Origin of the sequence: Sphingomonas telluris (genome assembly GCF_022568775.1) — a bacterium.
GTDB lineage: Bacteria > Pseudomonadota > Alphaproteobacteria > Sphingomonadales > Sphingomonadaceae > Sphingomicrobium > Sphingomicrobium telluris.
In genome coordinates this window covers 270,086-289,370 of record NZ_JAKZHW010000002.1, presented here as the reverse complement: position 1 = coordinate 289,370, position 19,285 = coordinate 270,086, and the positions used below count along the sequence as shown (strand labels likewise).

22 protein-coding genes are annotated in these 19,285 nt (G+C 64.2%); 13 read left to right on the top strand and 9 right to left on the bottom strand.

The annotated features are described in order from the left end of the window. Positions 1-38: 38 nt before the first annotated feature. Positions 39-434, bottom strand: a complete 396-nt coding sequence (locus LZ016_RS12455; RefSeq protein ID WP_241447786.1) for an MAPEG family protein — start codon at positions 432-434, stop codon at positions 39-41. A 182-nt stretch (positions 435-616) separates the two neighbouring features. On the opposite strand from LZ016_RS12455, the gene LZ016_RS12450 reads away from it, so the two are divergent. The 3 genes from LZ016_RS12450 to LZ016_RS12440 all read left to right on the top strand — a co-directional run bounded on the left by LZ016_RS12450 (position 617) and on the right by LZ016_RS12440 (position 2,405). After that, on the top strand, positions 617-967 hold the full coding sequence (locus LZ016_RS12450) for a UrcA family protein (protein ID WP_241447785.1): 351 nt from the start codon (positions 617-619) through the stop codon (positions 965-967). Positions 968-1,053: 86 nt separating this feature from the next. Then, positions 1,054-2,115, top strand: a complete 1,062-nt coding sequence (locus LZ016_RS12445) for a GlxA family transcriptional regulator (protein WP_241447784.1) — start codon at positions 1,054-1,056, stop codon at positions 2,113-2,115. A gap of 53 nt (positions 2,116-2,168) precedes the next feature. After that, positions 2,169-2,405 (top strand): hypothetical protein, encoded by a 237-nt coding sequence (locus LZ016_RS12440; protein ID WP_241447783.1) that lies wholly within the window; start codon positions 2,169-2,171, stop codon positions 2,403-2,405. Between the two features lie 2 nt (positions 2,406-2,407). On the opposite strand, the gene nadB is transcribed toward LZ016_RS12440, so the two are convergent. Together nadB and LZ016_RS12430 are read right to left on the bottom strand one after the other, a co-directional pair. Continuing rightward, a complete protein-coding gene (gene nadB / locus LZ016_RS12435; RefSeq protein WP_241447782.1) occupies positions 2,408-3,988 on the bottom strand; it encodes an L-aspartate oxidase in 1,581 nt (526 codons plus the stop codon). Next, positions 3,985-4,914: an ABC transporter ATP-binding protein gene (locus tag LZ016_RS12430; protein ID WP_241447781.1), complete on the bottom strand. Its 930-nt coding sequence runs from the start codon at positions 4,912-4,914 to the stop codon at positions 3,985-3,987. The genes nadB and LZ016_RS12430 overlap by 4 nt, the downstream gene beginning before the upstream one ends. Positions 4,915-5,047: 133 nt before the next feature. Between LZ016_RS12430 and LZ016_RS12425 the strand changes: the two genes are divergently transcribed. The 5 genes from LZ016_RS12425 (at position 5,048) to LZ016_RS12405 (ending at position 8,011) form a co-directional block, all read left to right on the top strand. Beyond that, positions 5,048-5,560, top strand: coding sequence for a DUF4402 domain-containing protein (locus LZ016_RS12425; RefSeq protein WP_241447780.1), 513 nt, complete (start codon positions 5,048-5,050; stop codon positions 5,558-5,560). Positions 5,561-5,641: 81 nt separating this feature from the next. Then, complete coding sequence (locus tag LZ016_RS12420; RefSeq protein ID WP_241447779.1) at positions 5,642-5,860, top strand: zinc-finger domain-containing protein; 219 nt, start codon at positions 5,642-5,644, stop codon at positions 5,858-5,860. Next, positions 5,860-7,278: a metalloprotease TldD gene (gene tldD, locus LZ016_RS12415; RefSeq protein WP_241447778.1), complete on the top strand. Its 1,419-nt coding sequence runs from the start codon at positions 5,860-5,862 to the stop codon at positions 7,276-7,278. The genes LZ016_RS12420 and tldD overlap by 1 nt, the downstream gene beginning before the upstream one ends. Beyond that, positions 7,275-7,811, top strand: a complete 537-nt coding sequence (locus tag LZ016_RS12410; RefSeq protein WP_241447777.1) for a DUF924 family protein — start codon at positions 7,275-7,277, stop codon at positions 7,809-7,811. The genes tldD and LZ016_RS12410 overlap by 4 nt, the downstream gene beginning before the upstream one ends. Further along, the gene (locus LZ016_RS12405) at positions 7,808-8,011 is read left to right on the top strand and encodes a putative signal transducing protein (RefSeq protein ID WP_241447776.1); all 204 of its coding nucleotides are present in this window, start codon (positions 7,808-7,810) and stop codon (positions 8,009-8,011) included. The genes LZ016_RS12410 and LZ016_RS12405 overlap by 4 nt, the downstream gene beginning before the upstream one ends. On the opposite strand, the gene LZ016_RS12400 is transcribed toward LZ016_RS12405, so the two are convergent. The 4 genes from LZ016_RS12400 to LZ016_RS12385 form a co-directional block, all read right to left on the bottom strand. Beyond that, positions 8,008-8,415, bottom strand: coding sequence for a protein tyrosine phosphatase family protein (locus tag LZ016_RS12400; RefSeq protein WP_241447775.1), 408 nt, complete (start codon positions 8,413-8,415; stop codon positions 8,008-8,010). The genes LZ016_RS12405 and LZ016_RS12400 overlap by 4 nt on opposite strands. Before the next feature lie 2 nt (positions 8,416-8,417). Further along, the gene (locus LZ016_RS12395) at positions 8,418-10,571 is read right to left on the bottom strand and encodes a M3 family metallopeptidase (protein ID WP_241447774.1); all 2,154 of its coding nucleotides are present in this window, start codon (positions 10,569-10,571) and stop codon (positions 8,418-8,420) included. A 69-nt stretch (positions 10,572-10,640) separates the two neighbouring features. Next, entirely contained in the window at positions 10,641-12,395 is a 1,755-nt protein-coding gene (gene recQ / locus LZ016_RS12390) for a DNA helicase RecQ (RefSeq protein WP_241447773.1), read from the bottom strand. A 39-nt stretch (positions 12,396-12,434) separates the two neighbouring features. Next, entirely contained in the window at positions 12,435-14,252 is a 1,818-nt protein-coding gene (locus LZ016_RS12385) for an ABCB family ABC transporter ATP-binding protein/permease (RefSeq protein WP_241447772.1), read from the bottom strand. A 111-nt stretch (positions 14,253-14,363) separates the two neighbouring features. On the opposite strand from LZ016_RS12385, the gene LZ016_RS12380 reads away from it, so the two are divergent. The 4 genes from LZ016_RS12380 (at position 14,364) to LZ016_RS12365 (ending at position 16,491) form a co-directional block, all read left to right on the top strand. Then, complete coding sequence (locus LZ016_RS12380; protein WP_241447771.1) at positions 14,364-14,615, top strand: hypothetical protein; 252 nt, start codon at positions 14,364-14,366, stop codon at positions 14,613-14,615. 77 nt (positions 14,616-14,692) lie between these two features. Beyond that, complete coding sequence (locus tag LZ016_RS12375; protein ID WP_241447770.1) at positions 14,693-15,547, top strand: SDR family oxidoreductase; 855 nt, start codon at positions 14,693-14,695, stop codon at positions 15,545-15,547. 300 nt (positions 15,548-15,847) lie between these two features. Continuing rightward, a complete protein-coding gene (locus LZ016_RS12370) occupies positions 15,848-16,033 on the top strand; it encodes a PspC domain-containing protein (RefSeq protein WP_241447769.1) in 186 nt (61 codons plus the stop codon). Between the two features lie 32 nt (positions 16,034-16,065). After that, positions 16,066-16,491 (top strand): DUF1810 domain-containing protein, encoded by a 426-nt coding sequence (locus LZ016_RS12365; RefSeq protein ID WP_241447768.1) that lies wholly within the window; start codon positions 16,066-16,068, stop codon positions 16,489-16,491. On the opposite strand, the gene LZ016_RS12360 is transcribed toward LZ016_RS12365, so the two are convergent. Beyond that, positions 16,488-16,907 carry a COG3650 family protein gene (locus LZ016_RS12360; protein ID WP_241447767.1) on the bottom strand — a complete coding sequence of 140 codons (420 nt, stop codon included), beginning with the start codon at positions 16,905-16,907 and terminating at the stop codon, positions 16,488-16,490. The two genes, LZ016_RS12365 and LZ016_RS12360, sit on opposite strands and share 4 nt — an antisense overlap. A gap of 66 nt (positions 16,908-16,973) precedes the next feature. On the opposite strand from LZ016_RS12360, the gene LZ016_RS12355 reads away from it, so the two are divergent. Further along, on the top strand, positions 16,974-17,498 hold the full coding sequence (locus LZ016_RS12355; protein ID WP_241447766.1) for a peroxiredoxin: 525 nt from the start codon (positions 16,974-16,976) through the stop codon (positions 17,496-17,498). Here the strand turns inward: LZ016_RS12355 and LZ016_RS12350 are convergent. Then, positions 17,495-19,273: an AcrB/AcrD/AcrF family protein gene (locus LZ016_RS12350; RefSeq protein ID WP_241447765.1), complete on the bottom strand. Its 1,779-nt coding sequence runs from the start codon at positions 19,271-19,273 to the stop codon at positions 17,495-17,497. The genes LZ016_RS12355 and LZ016_RS12350 overlap by 4 nt on opposite strands. Positions 19,274-19,285: the final 12 nt, after the last annotated feature.

Genomic DNA, 19,285 nt, shown 5'->3' with positions numbered 1-19,285 from the left:
CTAGCAGGCTGTTGGGTGGATGCCAGCGGCCGAGCGGGTCAGCCCAGCAGAAGCGGTTTCAGCACCATCAGCAGGCCAACCAGGCTGATCACGAAAACCGCCGTGCGCACGACCGGCACACCGAAGCCGTACAGCGGAAGATAGATAGTGCGCGCGCCCAGCCATATCCACCCGCCAAGGGCCGTCCAGGCACTCGTCCGGCCGGCGATGACGACGCCAAGCAAGGCGACGATCGCAATGGGAAATGTCTCGAGGAAGTTCGCCTGCGCCCGCGCGAGCCTGCCGGCCACAGGATTGAGCGGCGGAACGGCTTCGTCACGGGCGCCGACATTCCAGTCGCGGCCGTACTGCTTCGTCTTGAGGTGAACCGCGGCGAAGATGTGAACGAGGAGCAGGATCGCTCCCCAAGCGGCAATGTGCAGTTCGACAGGCATATCGGATCTCCCCCTGGAGGCCAGCTTCCGCCAATTCCCCTGCGCTGTGAAGCGGGAACCGCCAGTGTTGCGCCCGACTTTGGCACGAATCGAGGTGGTTCTGTCATTTTGGACGGAAGACCATGGGCTTAGCTTTCGGGAATGGACGGTCATGGCGATCGTTCATTCCGAGGAGACGCAAGATGCAGATGGTCAAAGCAGCTCTCATGAGTGTCGCGCTGGTTGCAGCGCCCGCGTTCGCCCAGGGTGAAAGCCCCGTCGTCGTCGAGGGTGGAGTTCCGACCGCCGTCGTCACCTTTGCGGATCTCGATATCGGATCTCCGAGCGGCCTTGCGACGCTGAGCGGGCGCATCCATCGCGCGGCCTCGCGCATCTGCTTTGCGGATGGACGCACCGACTTGGCCACTCGGGTCGCATGGTCGCGCTGTTATGACAGCGCGATGATGGGCGCCAAGGCGCAGCTCGACCGGGCGATTGCGGACAGCAAACAGCAGCTCGCCTCCAGCGGAGCGATCAAGGTCGCCGCACGGTGAATCGACTCAAGGCCCGGCGGGTGGCATTTTCCTGGCCGTCACCCGCCGGGTGCGCAGCGACAGAGCCGCAAGGACGGAGAACCGTCATGGATCGGCAATTGAAGCGCGTTGGAATGCTACTCTTCGAAGGGTCGGACCTGCTCGATTTCGCAGGTCCGTCATCCACCTTCTTTTCGGCCGCCCGGCACCTCATCCGGACCGGCCAAGCCGACACTCTCCTGTACCGGATAGAACCGCTGTCGATCGATGGCGGCCTGATCCACACCATGCAGGGCGTCGGCATCGAGACCGCCAAGGCTCCCAAATTGGCCCCCGGAGAATTCGACACGGTAATCGTGACGGGCGGGCTGGTCGATCACAGGACCTGCGATCCGCGACTCATCGACTGGATATCCAGGAACCACGACAAGCCGCGCCGGATCGCGTCCGTCTGCTGCGGCGCATTCCTGATGGCCGGGGCCGGGATTCTGAGCGGCCACCCGGCGACCACTCACTGGGAAGATTGTGCGCGGCTGCAGGCCGAGTTCGAGGACATCGAGGTGCGGCCCGACTGCATTTACGTCCAGGACGGTCGCCTTTGGACCGCTGCAGGTATCTCGTCCGGAATCGACATGGCACTGGCCATGATAGAGGAGGATTATGGGCACGCCCTGGCGCTGCTGGTGGCGCGCAATCTCGTCGTTTTCCTGAAGCGTCCCGGCGGGCAGTCGCAGTTCAGCGCACCTTTGCAATCGCAGACCGCCGAAGGCCCGCTTTCGTCGCTCCTCAACTGGATTGTCGAGAATCCGTGCGAGGACCTGCGAACCGAGGCGTTGGCAGACCGCGCAAACATGAGCCTGCGCAATTTCTACCGGGCATTCGAGGCCGCGACAGGAACGTCGCCTGCCGACTGGGTCGAGACCGCTCGCGTCGAGATCGCCAAGAGATTGCTGGAGCAGACATCCGAGAAGGTCGAGCAGGTCGCCTACAAGTCCGGCCATTCGAGCTACGAGGCGATGCGCAAGGCTTTCGCGAAACGGCTCGGCGTTAGCCCGGCGGCATATCGCTCTCGCTTTGCGCGTATCCGGCCATCGGCCGAGGAAACGCCGGCGCTGCCAGCCTTCTATGAGTCGTACGGGCTGGGGACGCGCACCGAAGCCGTGCAGTAGGCAAACTAACCCAGGTTTACGACGCGCTGCCACTGCTGTATCAGGATGCGCGCGTGAAGATCGACGAGCTGAAGCTGCGGCTCGGCCAAATCCTCGCAGAAGAAGAGGGCGACGGCGCCGTCGACTGGCAGAATGTGGCCGGATTGTCGAGCCAGTTGCTCGGCGAGTTGCAGTTGCCGATGCCCCTCATTGTAAACGAGTATCTGCGAGGGGCCGAACGGCGCCGACAAGATGGTGTGTATGGCCATGCGCAGCGTAGCCAGCTGCTGCATTTCCTGCGTGGGCACTGACCTCAAGGGACGAGGATCGTGTCCTTCGGCTCCGGCAAGGTCTTCGGGAAGTCGAGCGTGTAGTGAAGGCCGCGGCTCTCGTGTCGCGACAGCGCCGAGCGGATGATGAGGTCCGCCACCTCGACCAGGTTGCGTAGCTCAATGAGGTCCGGCGCCACTCGGAAGTGGCTGTAGTAGTCGGCAACCTCTTGCCGGATCATATCGATGCGACGCTTGGCCCGTTCGAGCCGCTTGGTGGTCCGGACGATGCCGACATAATTCCACATGAAGCGGCGGATCTCGCCCCAGATCTGATGGATCACGACTTCTTCGTCCGAATCGGTGACCCGGCTCTCATCCCACGCGCGGACGTCGGGCACGTCTCCCAGCCCGTCCCAATTGGCGAGGATGTCGCGGGCTGCGGCTTCGCCGAAGACCAGGCATTCGAGCAGGCTGTTCGAAGCGAGCCGGTTGGCACCGTGAAGGCCCGACTGCGTCACTTCGCCGGCCGCGTACAGGCCGGGCGCATCGGTCTTGCCGTCGAGATCGATGAGGACTCCGCCGCAGGTGTAATGCTGCGCCGGCACCACCGGAATCGGCTCCTTGGTCATGTCGACGCCGAGCGTCAGGAGCTTCTCATAGATGTTCGGGAAGTGGCCGCGGACGAAATCCGGATCGCGATGCGAGATATCGAGATGTACGAAGTCGAGCCCGAGCCGCTTGATCTCATGGTCGATGGCGCGCGCCACGATGTCGCGAGGAGCGAGCTCGGCGCGCTCGTCGAAGCGGGGCATGAAGCGCTCGCCGGTCCCGGGAATCTTCAGATGTCCGCCCTCGCCGCGGACGGCCTCCGTGATCAGGAAGTTCTTGACCTGCAAATTGTAGAGGCAGGTCGGATGGAACTGCATCATCTCCATGTTGGAGATGCGGCATCCTGCACGCCACGCCATGGCGATGCCATCGCCGGTCGCCCCCCGCGGGGCCGTCGAATAAAGGTAGGTGCGGCCGGCGCCGCCTGTCGCCAGGACAGTCGCTCGTGCGGTGAGCGCTTCGACGCGCCTGCTCGCACGGTTGTAGGCGTAAAGCCCGTGCACGGCCCCGCTCGTCGAGAAGTTCGCCGCGTGGCGCCCGGTGATGAGGTCGATCGCGACCATGTCCGGCACCAGCGTGATGTTCGGGTGCTTGAGCGCGGCGGACTCGAGTGCCTGCTGGACGGCGGCTCCGGTGGCGTCGGCGACGTGGACGATGCGCCGATGGCTGTGGCCGCCTTCACGAGTGAGGTGCAGCGCATCGCCTTCGGTTGCGAAGGGAACGCCCAGCTCGATCAGTCGGGCGATAGCGCGAGGGGCGGATTCGACCACATGCTCGACGACCTTGGGATCGTTCAGACCCGCGCCGGCGATGATCGTGTCGTTGATGTGTGCTTCGAAGCTGTCGCCCTCCTCGAGGACTGCCGCGATGCCGCCCTGCGCCCATCCGGTCGCGCCTTCACCGAGTGCGCCCTTCGCGATAACGGCAACCTTGCGGTGCTCGGCAAGGTTGAGAGCCGCCGTCAGACCGGCCGCGCCGGATCCGACGACGAGGACGTCGGCAGTGACGCTCACGCCGCCTGCTGTTCCGCGACGAGGCTGAGGAAAACGTCCTCCAGGTCGGGATCGCGCGTCCGCACGTCGACGATGGAGAAGCCTTCCCGCTGGACTGCGGAGAGAACGTCGCCGGCGTTGCACTTGTCCTTGCGGTAGGTGATCTCGATCGTCCGCTCGTCGACCAGGCGGATATTCTCGAAGCAGTCGTGCGTCGGTACGGAGTCAAGGTCGTGGTCGAACGTAACGACCACCGCTTTCTCCTGCGCTTTGGCCACGAGCGTCCGGGTCGGCTCGTTAGCGACGACCTTACCGTGATTGATGATCGCGATGCGATCGCAGAGCTCCTCGGCCTCCTCCAGGTAATGCGTCGTCAGAACAACCGTCACGCCGTTGTGGTTGAGCTCGCGGACGTAATTCCACAGCTGCCGGCGAAGCTCGATGTCCACGCCTGCGGTCGGCTCGTCGAGCACGAGGATCGGCGGCGAATGCACCATCGCCTTGGCGACGAGCAGGCGCCGCTTCATTCCGCCTGAGAGAGTCCGCGCATAGGCCTCCGCCTTGTCCGTCAGGTGCATCGCGGCGAGCAATTCCATCGTCCGGCGCTGCTCGGGACGGATGCCGTAAAGGCCGGCCTGGATCTCCAGCGCCTCGCGCGGCGTGAAGAACGGATCGAACAGAATTTCCTGCGGGACGATGCCGATCGAGCGCTTCGCGTTGCGCGGATGCTCGTCGATGTCGAAGCCCCAGATGCTCGCCTTGCCGCTGCTCTTCACGACGAGGCCGGCAAGGATGTTGATCAGCGTCGACTTGCCGGCGCCGTTGGGGCCGAGCAGGCCGAAGATCTGGCCGCGCGGAACGTCGAAGCTGACGCCGTCCAGCGCGCGCTTCCCGCCCGCATAGGTCTTGCACAGCGATTCGATGCGGATGGCGGCCTGGCTGTCCATTGATCGGCGCATAGCGGCAGGCGAGCCCCGCGGACAAGCGAGGCGCAAATCGAATGGGTAAATGCGATCTTTACCCTGCCCGTAAGATTCATCTTGAGAAGAAAGGTTTACGCCCCATGGCAGGATGAGCCGAGTGGGTCGTACCTTCCTTGTCGTTGTTGGGCTGCTGATCATGGGGTCGGCCGCGCCGGCTTTTGCCGCGCCCGTGACTGCGAACAAGCAGGCGAAGGCCGTCGTCGACATCCTGCCGCCAATTGCGGTCCGCAAGCTTCAGGACCTGAACTTCGCTACGCTCGGTGTGGTCGCTGCGGGCACGGCGACCGTCAATCCGAATACGGACGTGATGACGACTACGGGCGGTGTGACTTGGGTCGGCGGTACGCCTTATTCGGCGATGTTCGAAGCGGTCGCCCCCACCAAGTCGGTCGTCCACATCCGCGTCCCAAGGGCGTCGATCGTCGTCACTCGCGTCGGGGGCACGGAAACGATGATCGTGGATACCTTCACCATCTCAGGGGCCGCAAACCGTAACGTAGTGGCCAAAGAGCCGTTCGCGTTCAGCGTCGGCGGCACGCTCCGCGTCAACGCCAACCAGGCCGAGGGCACTTACGTCGGCACGTTCGACGTCGACCTTCAATACAATTGAAGAGGTTTCCGCCCCCTAAACCTTTGGGATTCAATCGCCGCCCGCATTGAAGCAGGCGGCCGCGGTTGCTACCTGAGCCCGATGGATCAGGACGCAAATTCCGCCGACGCACTGCCGCCGCCCGAAGTGTTCAAGGTGCACACGCTGCAGGTTGCCTGCGACGGATCGGGGGAAGTGGCCCCCGCGCTCGGCCACCCGCGCGTATTTCTGCGAATCGAGCCTGACCTCGGCTTCGTCGAGTGCGGCTATTGCGACCGGCGCTTTGTCCTTGAGGGGGGACCGGCGGATCAGCCAGTCTGATGCTGGACCCGCGCAAATTCCTTTATAGGAGCCTCGATCCCGAGGAAGCGAAACGGCTGGCGTCGAAGCATCTCGCGCATTGCGATGACGGCGAGCTTTACCTGCAATATTCGGCCAGCGAGGCGTTCGGCTTCGACGATGGGCGGCTGAAGACCGCGGACTACAACACGGGCTCTGGCTTCGGTCTCCGCGGAGTTGCCGGCGAAACGACCGCTTTCTCCCATGCGAATGAGATCAGCGCGGCCGCGATCGACCGTGCGGCCGCGACGCTGAAACTGCTCGATCCGGCAAAAGGCCAACCCGCACCGCCGCCCGCGCGCACCAACCAGGCGATGTACACTAGCGACGATCCGCTCTCGGCTATCCCCTTCGCCGACAAGGTCGCCTTGTGCCAGACGATCGACGCTGCGGCACGGGCGCGCGATCCGCGCGTGGCGCAGGTCGCCGTCTCGCTCGCCGCGAGTTGGAGCGTCATCGACATCGTCCGCGCCGACGGGTTCGTTGCACACGACGTGCGTCCGCTGGTGCGCCTCAACGTCCAGATCGTCGCGCAGGACGGAGACCGGCGGGAGACGGGCTATCACGGGCTCGGCGGACGCTATCTCTACGATGACCTGTTCAAGCCGGAGACCTGGAACCGGGCCATCGACGTCGCGCTTGCCCAGGCACTCACGAACCTTGAGTCCGTTGCGGCACCGGCGGGCGAGATGTCCGTTGTGCTTGGTCCGGGCTGGCCCGGAGTCCTCCTGCACGAGGCGATCGGCCACGGGCTCGAGGGCGACTTCAACCGCAAGGGCACGTCGGCATTCTCCGGCCGCATCGGCGAGCGGGTTGCCGCGCCCGGAGTTACGGTCGTCGACGACGGCGCTATCGGCAGCCGCCGCGGGTCGCTGACCATCGACGACGAGGGCACGCCGACGCGCCGCAACGTCCTCATCGAGGACGGCATACTGAAGGGCTACATCCAAGACCGGCTGAACGCGCGGCTGATGGGCGTCGAGCCGACAGGCAACGGCCGTCGCGAGAGCTTCGCGCATGCGCCCATGCCGCGCATGACCAACACTTTCATGCTCGCGGGAAATGACGATCCGAACGAACTCGTCAGCCGCGTTCCGGACGGGATCTACGCGAAGAGCTTCGGCGGCGGGCAGGTGGACATCACCAGCGGCAAGTTCGTCTTCTCCTGCACCGAAGCCTATCGCATCCGCGGCGGCCGGATCGCCGAGCCGATCAAGGGAGCAACGCTGATCGGCAATGGGCCGACGGTTCTCACGAAGATCCGCGGCATCGGCAACGATCTCGAGCTCGACGAGGGCGTCGGCATCTGCGGCAAGGGCGGACAGTCCGTCCCCGCGGGCGTGGGTCAGCCGACCTTGCTGATCGACGGTCTCACCGTCGGAGGAACCGCAACCGCGTGAGCGATTGGCGTCACGACGTCCTCACCTACTGGTTCGGCCTGACGCCGGAGGAGTGGTGGCGGAGCGGCCCTGCAATCGACGCTGAAATCCGGGATCGCTTCCTGCAGCTATGGGAGCGCAAGCGGGAACTGCCGGTCGACTCTTTCCTCGAGGATCCGATTACCGCGCTGGCGGCGGTGATCCTGTTCGACCAATTCCCTCGGAACCTGTTCCGCGACCACGCCGATCAGTTCGCGACCGACCATCTCGCGCTGGCAATTAGCAAGGCCGCCGTTGCGCGCGAATACGATGCGCAGCTGAAGCCGATCGAGCGCAATTTCCTCTACATGCCGTTCGAGCACAGCGAGAGCCTTGCAGATCAGAACCAGTCGGTCCTGCTGCAAACGGCGACTGGCAACGACGTGTTCGCCGATGCGTCCCGGAAGCATCGCGCCATCATCGAGCGTTTCGGGCGCTTTCCGCATCGCAACGCGATGCTCGGCCGCGCATCGCGGTCGGACGAAATCGCTGCGAGCAACCCGACACCCTGGTGAGTGGGCTCGTCGAAGCCGGGCGGTTCGACAACCGCATCGAAGCCGAACTGGCTCGCATTAACTTGGAATCGGAAGGCCTCGACGCCGTCCTGTTCGACGCGGAAATGAACAGCTTCGGCTGGGGACCGCTGATGCCGATCAGGCTGATGGTGATCGAGGAAGATTTGGCGGAGGCGCGCCGCCTGCTCGCCGTGCCCTAGAGCAGGTGCGCGATCGGCGTCGGGTCGACGCCGGCGCCGATCAGCTTCTGTTCGATTTCCTCGCGCGCCACGCCCTCGTTTGACTGCGCAACCGCCCAAGTCAGTCCAGATCGCGTGCCCGTCCGGCAGAAGGCGAGCACCTTGCCGTCGGTCGAGGCGATGGCCTCGTTCATCGCATCCGCATCAGCAGGCCCGATGCCGCGGATGATCGGAACGGAGCGGTACTCGATACCCGCCGCGCTGGCGGCTTCTTCGATCTCGGTCCCGAGCGGCTGGCCCGGCTCCTCGCCGTCCGGCCGGTTGTTGACGATCAGCGTGAGTCCACGCTCCGCCAGCCCGGCGATTTCCTCCGGCCGGAGCTGTCCCGCGATGAAGACTTTCTCGTCGAGCTGGCGGATCGTCATGTTCATTCGCCCTGCGTGTTCTGGGTCAGCCCGCGGAATTCCAGCATCGGCTCGACCCGCGGATCATGACCGGTGAAGGCGCGGTACATCTCACCATAGTCCTGCGTGTTGCCGCGCGACAGCACCATGTCGCGGAAGCGCTGTCCGTTCTCGCGGGTCAGGCCGCCATGCTGCTTGAACCAGTCGAACACGTCGTGGTCGAGCATCTCGGTCCAAGCGTATGCGTAGTAGCCCGCCGAATAGCCGTTGCTCCAGATGTGCAGGAAGTAGGGTGAGAAGTAGCGCGGCGGAACGTCAGCCACGTCGAAACCGCCGTTGGCCAGCGACTTGGCCTGGAACTCGTCGGCGTTCTGACGCGGCGCATCGGGCGCCAGCGAGTGCCAGTCGAGGTCCATCTTCGCGGCCGTGACCGCTTCCCCCAGCTCATAGCCCTGGTTGAAGGTGCGGGCCTTGAGGATCTTGTCGACGAGGTCCTGCGGGATCGGCTGCTTAGTCTGATAGTGGACGGCGTAGTTCGGCAGGACCTTCGGATCGAGCGCCCAATTCTCGTTGAACTGGGACGGGAACTCGACGAAGTCGCGGGCCACGTTCGTGCCCGACAGGGTCGGATAGGTCTGCGAGGCGAACATGCCGTGCAGCGCGTGGCCGAACTCGTGGAACATCGTCGTCACGTCATCCCAGCTGATCAGCGCGGGCTTGCCCGGCGCCGGCTTGGTGAAATTCTCGACGTTGAACACGACCGGCTTGGTGCCGCGCAGAGCCGACTGGTTGACCAGGTTCGACATCCAGGCGCCGCCCGACTTGTTGTCGCGCTTCCACGGGTCGATGTAGAACAGCGCCAGCTCCTTGCCGTCGGCGTCGTGCACCTCGAACACCCGCATGTCCGGGTTCCAGGTCGGCAGGTCCTTCCGCTCCTTGAATGTCAGGCCGTAGAGCTGGTTCGCCGCGTAGAACACGCCATCCTCGAGCACCTTGTTGAACTCGAAATAGTTCTTCAGCTGGTCGCTATCGATCGCATATCGCTGCTTGCGGATCTGCTCGGCGTAGATGTTCCAGTCCCAGGGCTTGGCTTTGAAACCGCCGTTCTGGGAATCGATCAACTTCTGGATGTCGGCGGCCTCGGCGCGCTCCTTGGCGGCTACCGCTGGTGCTAGCCTGTTGACGAAGCCCAGCGCCGCTTCCGGCGTCTTCGCCATCTGGTCGGTCAGCGTGTAAGCCGCATAATTCGGGAAGCCGAGTAGCCCTGCCTTCTTGGCGCGGAGCTGCGCGATCTCGCTGATGAGGCTACGCGTGTCGTTGGCATCGCCCTTCGACGCGCGGGTGACGCTGGCGTTGTACAGCGCCTCGCGGGTCGCGCGGTTGGTCAGCGATTCTAGCGCCGGCTGCTGCGTCGTGTTCTGCAGCGGCAGGACGTAGCCCGCGACCTTGCGCTCCTTGGCGGCTTCGGCGGCCGAGGCGATCTGGTCCTCCGACAGGCCGGCGAGCGCGGCCTTGTCGGTCACATGCAGCGCGCCATTCTTCGCGGCCGCGAGCAGCATCTGGTTGAACTTGCTCTCGAGCGTCGAGAGTTGCGTGTTGAGCTTCTTGAGCTCGGCCTGCTTGGCGGGATCGAGCTTGGCGCCCGCCTTCACAAACTCGTCGTACTGGACCTGGAGCAGCCGCGACTGCTCGGCATTGAGGCCGAGGCTCGCGCGCTGGTTGTAAAGCGTCTCGACCCGCTTGAAGAGCTTCTCGTTGAGATAGATGTAGTCGCGATGCTGCGCGAGCAGCGGCGCGGTCTTCGTGTCGGTCGCCTGGATCGTGTCGTTGGTGTTCGCACCGCTGACGGCGGAGAAGGCTAGCTCCGCACGCTCGAGAAGAGCGCCGGACCGCTCGAAGGCAACCATCGTATTGTTGAAGGTCGGAGCCGCCGGATTGTTGGCGATAGCCGCCACTTCGCGCTTCTGCTCGGCCATGCCGGCAAGGATCGCGGGGAGGTAATCGCTGTCCTTGATCCTGGAGAAGTCCGGAGCCTCGAACGGCAGCGTGCTCGGCTTGGCAAAGGGATTCGCCGCGGCCAAGGTCGCGGAAGTCGCCTTCTTCGGCGCCGGGGCCGCAACGGCAGGAGTCATCGCAATGCCCAGCGCTGCGCTGGCAAGCAGAAGCGTACGAACCATCTGATAATCCTCATGAAAGGCTGATTTGAGCCGCTCCCAAGAGCATGGCGGCTTTCGCAACCCTGAATGTCATTCGCCCGCAGCGAGCGCCGCAAGCATGGCGTCTCCGTAGCGGGCGAGCTTCACGGCTCCAACCCCCTGGATGCGGCCCAGTTCGTCGAGGTCGCGCGGCTTGTTCTCGGCGATCTCGCGAAGGGTGGAATCGTGGAAGATGACGTAGGGCGGCACGCCCGCGTCGGACGCGATCCTGCGTCGAGCCTCGCGCAAGGCGTCGAACAAGGGATCGGCGGGTCCGTCATAGCGTTTCCGCGACGCGCGGCTGCGCGGCGGTGGCACGGCGATCGTCAGTTCCTGCTCGCCCTTGAGGATCGGCTTGGCCGCCGGGCCGAAGCTGAGCCCGCCGTAAGCATCGGCCCGCAGCGCATCCCTCGCGATCAGCGCGCGTGCGACGGGCCGGACGAGCGCGACTTCTTCGGACGACGCGATACCGAATACGGATAGCCGGTCGTGGCCGAAGCTGCGCACCTTCTCATTGTCGTTGCCGGCTAGAACATCCGCGAGATGCCCGACGCCGAACCGCATTTCGGTACGAAAGGCGGCGGACAGCAGCTTGCGTGCGATCTCGGTCGCATCGATCGTCTTCGGCGGATCCAGACAATTGTCGCAATTGCCGCAGCTCTCCGCCGGGTCTTCGCCGAAGTGTCGAAGAAGGATCGCGCGGCGGCAGCCGGACGCTTCGACAAAGCCGGCCAGCGCGTTGAGCCGTTCGCGCTCACTGGCGCGGCGATTAGGCTCGACCTCTTCGATGCGCATCCGGGCGCGAACGAAATCCTCTGCGCCCCAGAAGAGCCACGCCTCAGCGGGCTCCCCGTCGCGGCCCGCCCGGCCGGTCTCCTGGTAATAGGCCTCGATCGACTTGGGGATTCCGGCATGCGCCACGAAGCGGACGTCGGGTTTGTCGATGCCCATCCCGAAAGCGACGGTCGCGGCGATCACCATGTCTTCGGATGAGACGAATGCCGCCTGATTGCGGGAGCGAACGGACGGGTCGAGGCCGGCGTGATAGGCGAGCGCCCGGCGTTCGCCGCTCGACAGCTGTTCCGCGATCCGTTCGGATTTGTCGCGGCTGGGTGCGTAGACGATGCCAGGGCCGGAATGTGTCGCGAGCAGCGTCTTCAGCTGCGCATTAAGGCCGTCGCGGGGCCTGACATGATAGCGGATGTTCGGCCGGTCGAAGCCAGCGATCACCAGCCCGTCCTGCGGAATGCCGAGCTGTGTCAGGATGTCCGCGCGCGTACGCTTGTCCGCCGTCGCGGTAAGCGCGAGACGCGGCACGTCCGGGTTCTCGTCGAGCAGCGGCCGAAGCTGGCGATAGTCGGGGCGGAAATCGTGGCCCCACTCGCTGACGCAATGCGCCTCGTCGATGGCGATCAGCGACAGGTTCACGCGGCTGATAAGGCGGCGGAACGCTTCACCGGTCGCGCGTTCGGGCGCGACATAGAGCAGGTCCAGTTCGCCCGCCTTGAAGCGCTGTACGGTCTGCTCGCGGTCCGCATCCGCCGAGGTCAGCGATGCAGCGCGCAGGCCCATCGCGTCCGCGCTGCGGATCTGATCGTGCATCAGTGCAATCAGTGGGGAGATGACCAGCGCCGTGCCTTCACGTGCGACCGCGGGAAGCTGGTAACAAAGCGACTTGCCGGCACCGGTCGGCATGACCGCGAGGGTGTGTCGACCCGCCATGACGCGCTCGATTACGTCTTGCTGGACGCCGCGAAAATGGTCGAAGCCGAAGACGCTGTGGAGGAGTTCCTGAACCGTACTCACCGACGCTTCCAATAGGGTCCGGGGCTGACTTGTCGACGGCTACTCGGCCGCTTCGGCAGCTTCTTCGAGAACTCGCTCCGCGGCCTGGCGGTACCAGAGGTCTGCATAGAGACCCCCCTTCTGCAGCAGCTCCTCATGCGTGCCGAGCTCGGCCACCTTGCCGTTCTCGAGCACGGCAATCCGGTCGGCGCCGACGACGGTCGACAGGCGGTGCGCGATGATGATGGTGGTGCGGTTGCGGGCGATCCGCTCGAGCGTTTCCTGGATGGCCTGCTCGGTGCGGCTGTCGAGCGCGCTGGTCGCCTCGTCGAGGATCAGGATCGGCGGGTTCTTTAGCAGCGTCCGAGCGATGGCCACCCTTTGCTTCTCGCCACCGGAGAGCTTGAGCCCACGTTCGCCGACCATCGATTCATAGCCCTGCGGAAGGGCCTTCACGAAGTCATCGATCGCCGCGCCTTTCGCCGCCCCTTCCACGTCCGCGGTCGCCGCCTCGCTGCGGCCGTACGCGATGTTGTACCCGATCGTGTCGTTGAACAGCACCGTGTCCTGCGGGACGATCCCGATGGCCGCGCGGAGTGAGCGCTGGTCGACCTCCGCGATCGGCTGCCCGTCGATCAGGATCCGGCCCTCCGTGGGATCGTAGAAGCGGTAGAGCAGACGCGCGAGCGTCGACTTGCCTGCCCCCGACGGCCCGACAACCGCCAGGCTCGTGCCCGCCGGAATGTCCAGGTCGACACCCTTCAAAATCTCGCGCTCGGGATCGTAGCCGAAGTGCACGCCTTCAAAGCGGACGTTGCCGCGCGTGACGCTCAATGCCGGCGCATGAGGCTTGTCGACGACCTCAGCCGGCGTATCGAGCAGGCCGAACATCGCTTCCATGTCGATCAGGCCCTGGCGGATTGAACGATAGACCCAGCCGAGCATGTCGAGCGGGCGGAAGAGCTGCATCAAGAGCGAGTTGACCAGCACCACGTCGCCGGGCGTGAACTTGCCGCGGCTCCAGCCCCAGACGGTGAAGATCATCGCCCCGGCCATCATCAGATTGGTGATCAGCGACTGGCCGATGTTGAGCCAAGCGAGCGAGGTCTCGTTACGGACGGCGGCTTTCGCGAAGGCGCCGATTGCCTCGTCGTAGCGCTTCGCCTCCCGCTCCTCGGCCCCGAAATATTTGACCGTCTCGTAGTTCAGCAGAGAATCGACGGCACGGCCGATGGCCTTGTTGTCGACGTCGTTCATGTCGCGCTGGATCTGCGCGCGCCAGTCGGTGACCTTGCGCGTGAAGGTGATGTAGATCGCGACCATCGCCAGCGTCGCCGCGACGAGCCCGGCACCGAACTTCACGAAGAAGATGACGCAGATGGCGATCAGCTCGATCGCCGTCGGGGCGATATTGAAGAGAATGAAGTAGAGCATCATGTCGATGCTCTTCGTGCCGCGCTCGACGATCTTGGTGAGCGATCCGGTCCGCCGTTCCAGGTGGAAGCGCAGGCTTAGGTCGTGGATGTGGCGGAAGACCTCACCGGCGAGCCGCCGCGCAGCATTCTGCCCGACCTTTTCGAACAAGGCATTGCGGAGGTTGTCGGCCAGCACTCCGGCGAAGCGCGCGACGGCGTAAGCAGCGACGAGCATGGCGACGACGCCGAAAGCCACGCCGGGCCCGGACATGCGGTCGATGACCGCCTTGTAGGCGAAGGGCATGACCAGGGTGGCGGCCTTGCCGGCGAGCACCAGCACGACCGCGGCGACCACCCGCGCCTTCAGCTCGAACTCTCCCTTGGGCCAGAGCATCGGCAGGAAGCGCACGAGCGTTTTGAAGCCCGCGTTGGCTTTTGCCCCCTGAACTGCGGTTTCCGCCATCCGCCTTTAGGTAGGAGTGCCGATACCGCCCCGCAAACATCGCATGCGAAACAAGTGGAACCGTCTCGTTAAATCTCGGTTTTCGAGTGAGTAGGAAGCAGGAACGAAGCGATGGGCCCGGTCTATTACGTCATTGCAATTCTCGGCTGCGGGGACGGCTCCGTCCAATGCGCCCCGGTTGCGACCGTGCCGACCGAATATACGAGTGAAGCGGAGTGCGCCGCGGCGACGCAGGACGTGCTGATGAAGAACAGCGACCTCGATTTCCCAACGCTCGTCGCCCAGTGCCGGAAGGGTTCTGCTCGCCCGGCCGCAGCCTCGAAGGATCATGAGAAGGCGCTCATCGTAGCCCTCAAGGGCTAGACGGCCCGCTCCTAACCCAAGACCATCGCAGGAACCTGGCCCGAACGCGTAAGTTGTTCGGGACGAAGGAGTAATTCATGTCTGACGTCATGGAGCCGATGATCCACGAGGATCAGCTCCCCGGTCACGAAAGCGAACTCGAGCCGAAGCCAGATTGGCAGCCGCGCTATCCCGGTTCCGGCCGCCTGGAGGGCAAGGTCGCGCTGGTCACCGGCGCGGACAGTGGCATCGGGCGCGCGGTTGCGGCGCTCTTCGCCCGCGAGGGCGCGGACGTCGCGATCCTCTATCTCTGCGAACATGACGACGCCGCCAAGACAAAGGAGATCGTCGAGAAGGAAGGCCGCAATGCCGTGACCATCGCAGGCGACCTCGGCGACAAGCAATTCTGCGAGCGCGCGGTCAAGCAGGTCGTCGATGGGCTCGGCGGGCTCGACATCCTCGTGAACAATGCCGGCGAGCAGCATTACGACGAGGATATAACGAGCATCACTGAGGACCAGCTGAAGCGGACCTTCCAGACGAACGTCTTCGGCATGTTCTTCCTGACCCAGGCCGCGATGCCGCACCTGAAGGAAGGCTCCGCGATCATCAACTGCACGTCGGAGACGATGTACAAGGGCTCGCCCGGCCTGCTCGACTACAGCGCGACCAAGGGCGCGATCACCGCTTTCACGCGCTCGCTTTCGAAGAACCTGGTCGAAAAGGGCATTCGCGTGAACGGCGTCGCCCCGGGCCCGATCTGGACTCCGCTCAATCCTTCAGGCGGACAGCCGCCGGAGAAGATCCCCGAATTCGGCAAGAGCACGCCGATGAAGCGGCCGGGCCAGCCCAACGAGGTTGCGCCGTCCTTCCTGTTCCTGGCTTGCGAGGATTCCAGCTACATGACCGGGCAGATCCTGCACCCCGACGGCGGGAACACGACCCAAAGCTAAATTCGCTTGGTGAAATTTCCCAACTGTGAGCGCGTGGGGCAGCATTAAGTTCGCACGCTCCACACCGCGCCCCTGAAAAACAACGACATTTTCCATTTGGCACGCTCCCTGCATTGTATCTGGCGTGGCCCAATCGGGGGCCGCGATACAAAAAGGGAAACCTCAAATGCTTACTATCTTCGCTCCGGGTCGTGAAACCGCCACTGCTTTCGCAGCCGCCTTCATCACCGCGATGCTCTTCGTCAGCTCCGCCACCAGCCTGCTGCCGATCGCCTAACAATCCAGAACAAGGAATTGTCAGTGAACAACCGTTTTGTTCTCAACCGATCCGAAGGCAAGGTCATGGGCGTAGCCGCCGGCCTTGCCGACTGGATGAGCCTCGATGTCCTGCTCGTCCGCCTCGGGCTTGTTGCAGCGCTGCTGATCAGCGGCCCCGTGGTTCTCCTGTTCTACGTGCTGACCGGGTGGTTGGCGGCAGACCGTTGATCGGCCGCCGACACTCGCTACGCTTCAGAGAAATGACTGATGACCCGTTCGATCTTCAGCGTTTCGTCGATGCCCAGGAAGGCATCTTCAACGCCGCGCTCAGCGAACTCCGGGCGGGCGAGAAGAGAAGCCACTGGATGTGGTTCATCTTCCCGCAGCTTGGCGCCTTGGGCCGCAGCCTGACCGCAACATTCTACGGGATTCGATCCCTCGACGAGGCCCGCGCCTATCTGGCGCATCCGCTCCTTGACCAGCGATATCACCAGGTCGTAGAGGCCATGATGGCGTGGGCGGGCAAGCGCGACGCCGTCGCAATCCTCGGGTCGATCGACGCGATGAAGCTTCGCTCCAGCCTCACATTGTTTCAGCAGACCTCCGGCGAGGCATCTTTCGCCCAGGCGCTGGCCGCCTTCTTCGACGGCCCCGACGCACAGACGCTGGAGCTGCTGCGCGGCTAGTTCCGCTCCGCGCATCCGCGGCGCGTTTCTCCATTCACCCTCAATACCGCCTCAAAAGGATAAACCTTGTCGGACATGCCGTCGGAACAGGCGTTCGCGGGCTTTACCACGAGCTTGAACTGCTTGCTGTTCAGTGCTCCATCCCAGCTCATCTCACCGCCAATTTGTGTGATCCGTGTCCAGATCCTCGTGCCGCTCTGGTCATCGGGCGTGGCGTAAGTAACGCAGCGGCCGCTGACCTCTGCGCTCCAGAACGGCTCCGTACCGACCGCCCTAATCTTCTCGGTGACTGGTCGGGAGTCCTGATCGAAACAGGCGCCTGCCGACGATACGGGTTCAGCCCGCGGCGACTGCTCGGTCGACCCGCTGCACGCGCTCAGTATCACGATCGAAGCACCCGCGATCCAACGAACCATTGCCTTACCGTTCATCTTGCCCATGCATTGCGCTAGGTAGCAGCAAATCCGTCGAAGGAGAGTCGCATGCGCAATTGGCTGATCGTGGCAGCAGCAACGGCCTTGGTGGCCATGCCGGCAAGCGCCGCGCTCCAGACCGGAGCAAAGGCGCCGGACTTCACGACCGCCGGTGCTGTCGGCGGCAAGGAGTTCAAGCTGCATCTGGCAGAGCAGCTGAAGCACGGCCCGGTCGTTCTCTATTTCTTCCCCAAGGCCTTCACCAAGGGCTGCACGCTGGAGGCGCATGCGTTCAGCGAAGCCTCGAACGATTTCAAGAAGGCCGGAGCACGGGTCATCGGCATGTCGGCGGACGACATCACGACCCTGAAGAAATTCTCCGTCGAGGAATGCCGGAGCGCCTTCCCGGTGGCGACCGCGACACCGGCCGTGATCAAGGCATATGACGTATCGCTCAAGCGGAAGCCCGAACTGACCGACCGCACGTCTTACGTGATGGGCCGCGACGGCAAGATCGTCTACGTCCACTCGGACCTCGACTGGAGCCAGCACGTCGCCAAGACGCTGGCGGCCGTGAAGGCGTTGAAGCGCTAGGCCTTCACGACCCGCCACATCCTGAAAGGCGAGCCTTTCGGCAGTGAGATCGGCTGCAGCCATGCCGGGACCTTCCCGCGCACGATCTGCGTATAAAAGCCGCCTTTCGCTTCGGCGGCGAAGATCGTGGCGGTCGACATGTTCGGGCAGATCAGCAGATAGTCGGAGCGATATTTCGCAATGATCTGATGCGCTTGTGGCTCGGTACCGCGGAATGCCTTCATGACGTCAGCGATCTGCTCGCCATTGCGATGATAAGGGCCTGCGATCGCATTGTGATGCGTGACCGTGATGATCCGCGGTCCGAGGTCCACGTAGGTGAAGATCGTCCCCTTGGGCATCTTCGCGATGGGCTTGAGAGCGGCCAGCGACGGACATTGCGAATTCGCCTTGTCGACGGCCTTTTCAGTCGCCGTCTTCTTCTCCTTAGGCAGCAGATTGCTCGCAGCCGGAACGGCAGCGCCGAAGCCGACGACAGCCAGGACCGAAGTCCCCAGCACCCGCATCAGCATGAAGCGCGAGTTCGCCGCCCACGGCACGGCAATCCATGTCAGCGCGGCGGCGCCGACGACGCTCATTGCCTGTGCGGCAGGGCCAGTACGCGTTTGCCACAGGAGCAGGAGCGTAGCTGTAAGCGGCGGTAGCGTCGCGGCGAGCGTTGCTCGAAGCAGCTTCGGATCGCGCCGACGCACCCATGAGAGGAGGAGCCAGCCGACGACTCCCGTCACCGGCAGCGAGGCGATGGCGGTCGCGGTGCGCCAACCATGCCGATAGAGCGGCCGCGCTTCGCGCACATGGCTCAACCACAGCTTGTTGACCTCCGGCGAGATGCCCTCGAGCCGCGTAATGCAGTGTGGCCACATGAGAACGTGGAAGCCGGCGACGACCGCACCCGCGCCTAGTGCGACCCCCAGGCGGATCTTCCAGTCAGCGCTCTTCACGAACATCGCGAGACCGAGCAGGAGTGCTGCGCCCAGCAGGACATCCGACAGCCAGACCGGCGACAAGGCATCGCAGACTGCGAGGCGGTTCGCGTAGGACGTGAACACGGCGAAGCCGAAGGCGGTGGCACCGCCCAGCGTCACCGCATAGGCCGCAAGCCGCCGCCGCTCATTCGCGTCCGTTACCCAGAAGATAACCTGCGATATGCCGAGCAGCGCGATGTAGATCAGCATTTCGAGGCCGATCCACAGCGACATCGCCGAAGCGAGGCCAACAACGACACCGCCACGCGCGCGCTTGGGATCGGCGACGCCTGCAATGGCGAGCGTCAGTAGCGCCAGCTGCCAGCCGTGATGATCGATGCGCAGCGGCATGAACATCGCCAGCGTCGAGCCCGCGAAGAACAGGCAGATAAAAGCGATGGGATAGGCACGGCGATCGATCAGCCGGCGCGAGGTCAACGCCACCGAAAACAACAGGAGCAGGAGCGGCAACATTGGGGCGATGGTCACCGCAGCCCGCTCAGCCTCGGCGCCTCCGACAAAGGGCCGGGCAGCGAGGATGATCCCAGCAATCGGCAGGTCGACGAACCGGGACCAGTGAATGTTAGCACCGGCAGGCGGGTTCAGGCGGTACTGGCGAAGATCGAACCAGCCCTGGCCGTGCAGCCACGCGCGCACCTGGCTGATCCGCATATTGTCGTCGGTATCCGGCAGCGCGAACAGGCGGATGCCGTTCCAGCGCTGGAACAGGAAGTAGATGCAGAAGGCAATCCACACCCCGACCACGATCCATTTCCAATACCGATCGACGAAGTCGAGTACGCGGTTCAAGCCTTGCCTCTT

Excerpts from the sequence above, each read along its gene's own strand:
- LZ016_RS12455 (WP_241447786.1), bottom strand. The coding sequence starts at position 434 with ATGCCTGTCGAACTGCACATTGCCGCTTGGGGAGCGATCCTGCTCCTC.
- LZ016_RS12450 (WP_241447785.1), top strand. The coding sequence starts at position 617 with ATGCAGATGGTCAAAGCAGCTCTCATGAGTGTCGCGCTGGTTGCAGCG.
- LZ016_RS12445 (WP_241447784.1), top strand. The coding sequence starts at position 1,054 with ATGGATCGGCAATTGAAGCGCGTTGGAATGCTACTCTTCGAAGGGTCG.
- LZ016_RS12430 (WP_241447781.1), bottom strand. The coding sequence starts at position 4,914 with ATGGACAGCCAGGCCGCCATCCGCATCGAATCGCTGTGCAAGACCTAT.
- LZ016_RS12420 (WP_241447779.1), top strand. The coding sequence starts at position 5,642 with ATGGATCAGGACGCAAATTCCGCCGACGCACTGCCGCCGCCCGAAGTG.
- tldD (WP_241447778.1), top strand. The coding sequence starts at position 5,860 with ATGCTGGACCCGCGCAAATTCCTTTATAGGAGCCTCGATCCCGAGGAA.
- LZ016_RS12400 (WP_241447775.1), bottom strand. The coding sequence starts at position 8,415 with ATGACGATCCGCCAGCTCGACGAGAAAGTCTTCATCGCGGGACAGCTC.
- LZ016_RS12395 (WP_241447774.1), bottom strand. The coding sequence starts at position 10,571 with ATGGTTCGTACGCTTCTGCTTGCCAGCGCAGCGCTGGGCATTGCGATG.
- LZ016_RS12385 (WP_241447772.1), bottom strand. The coding sequence starts at position 14,252 with ATGGCGGAAACCGCAGTTCAGGGGGCAAAAGCCAACGCGGGCTTCAAA.
- LZ016_RS12380 (WP_241447771.1), top strand. The coding sequence starts at position 14,364 with ATGGGCCCGGTCTATTACGTCATTGCAATTCTCGGCTGCGGGGACGGC.
- LZ016_RS12375 (WP_241447770.1), top strand. The coding sequence starts at position 14,693 with ATGTCTGACGTCATGGAGCCGATGATCCACGAGGATCAGCTCCCCGGT.
- LZ016_RS12365 (WP_241447768.1), top strand. The coding sequence starts at position 16,066 with ATGACTGATGACCCGTTCGATCTTCAGCGTTTCGTCGATGCCCAGGAA.
- LZ016_RS12360 (WP_241447767.1), bottom strand. The coding sequence starts at position 16,907 with ATGGTTCGTTGGATCGCGGGTGCTTCGATCGTGATACTGAGCGCGTGC.
- LZ016_RS12355 (WP_241447766.1), top strand. The coding sequence starts at position 16,974 with ATGCGCAATTGGCTGATCGTGGCAGCAGCAACGGCCTTGGTGGCCATG.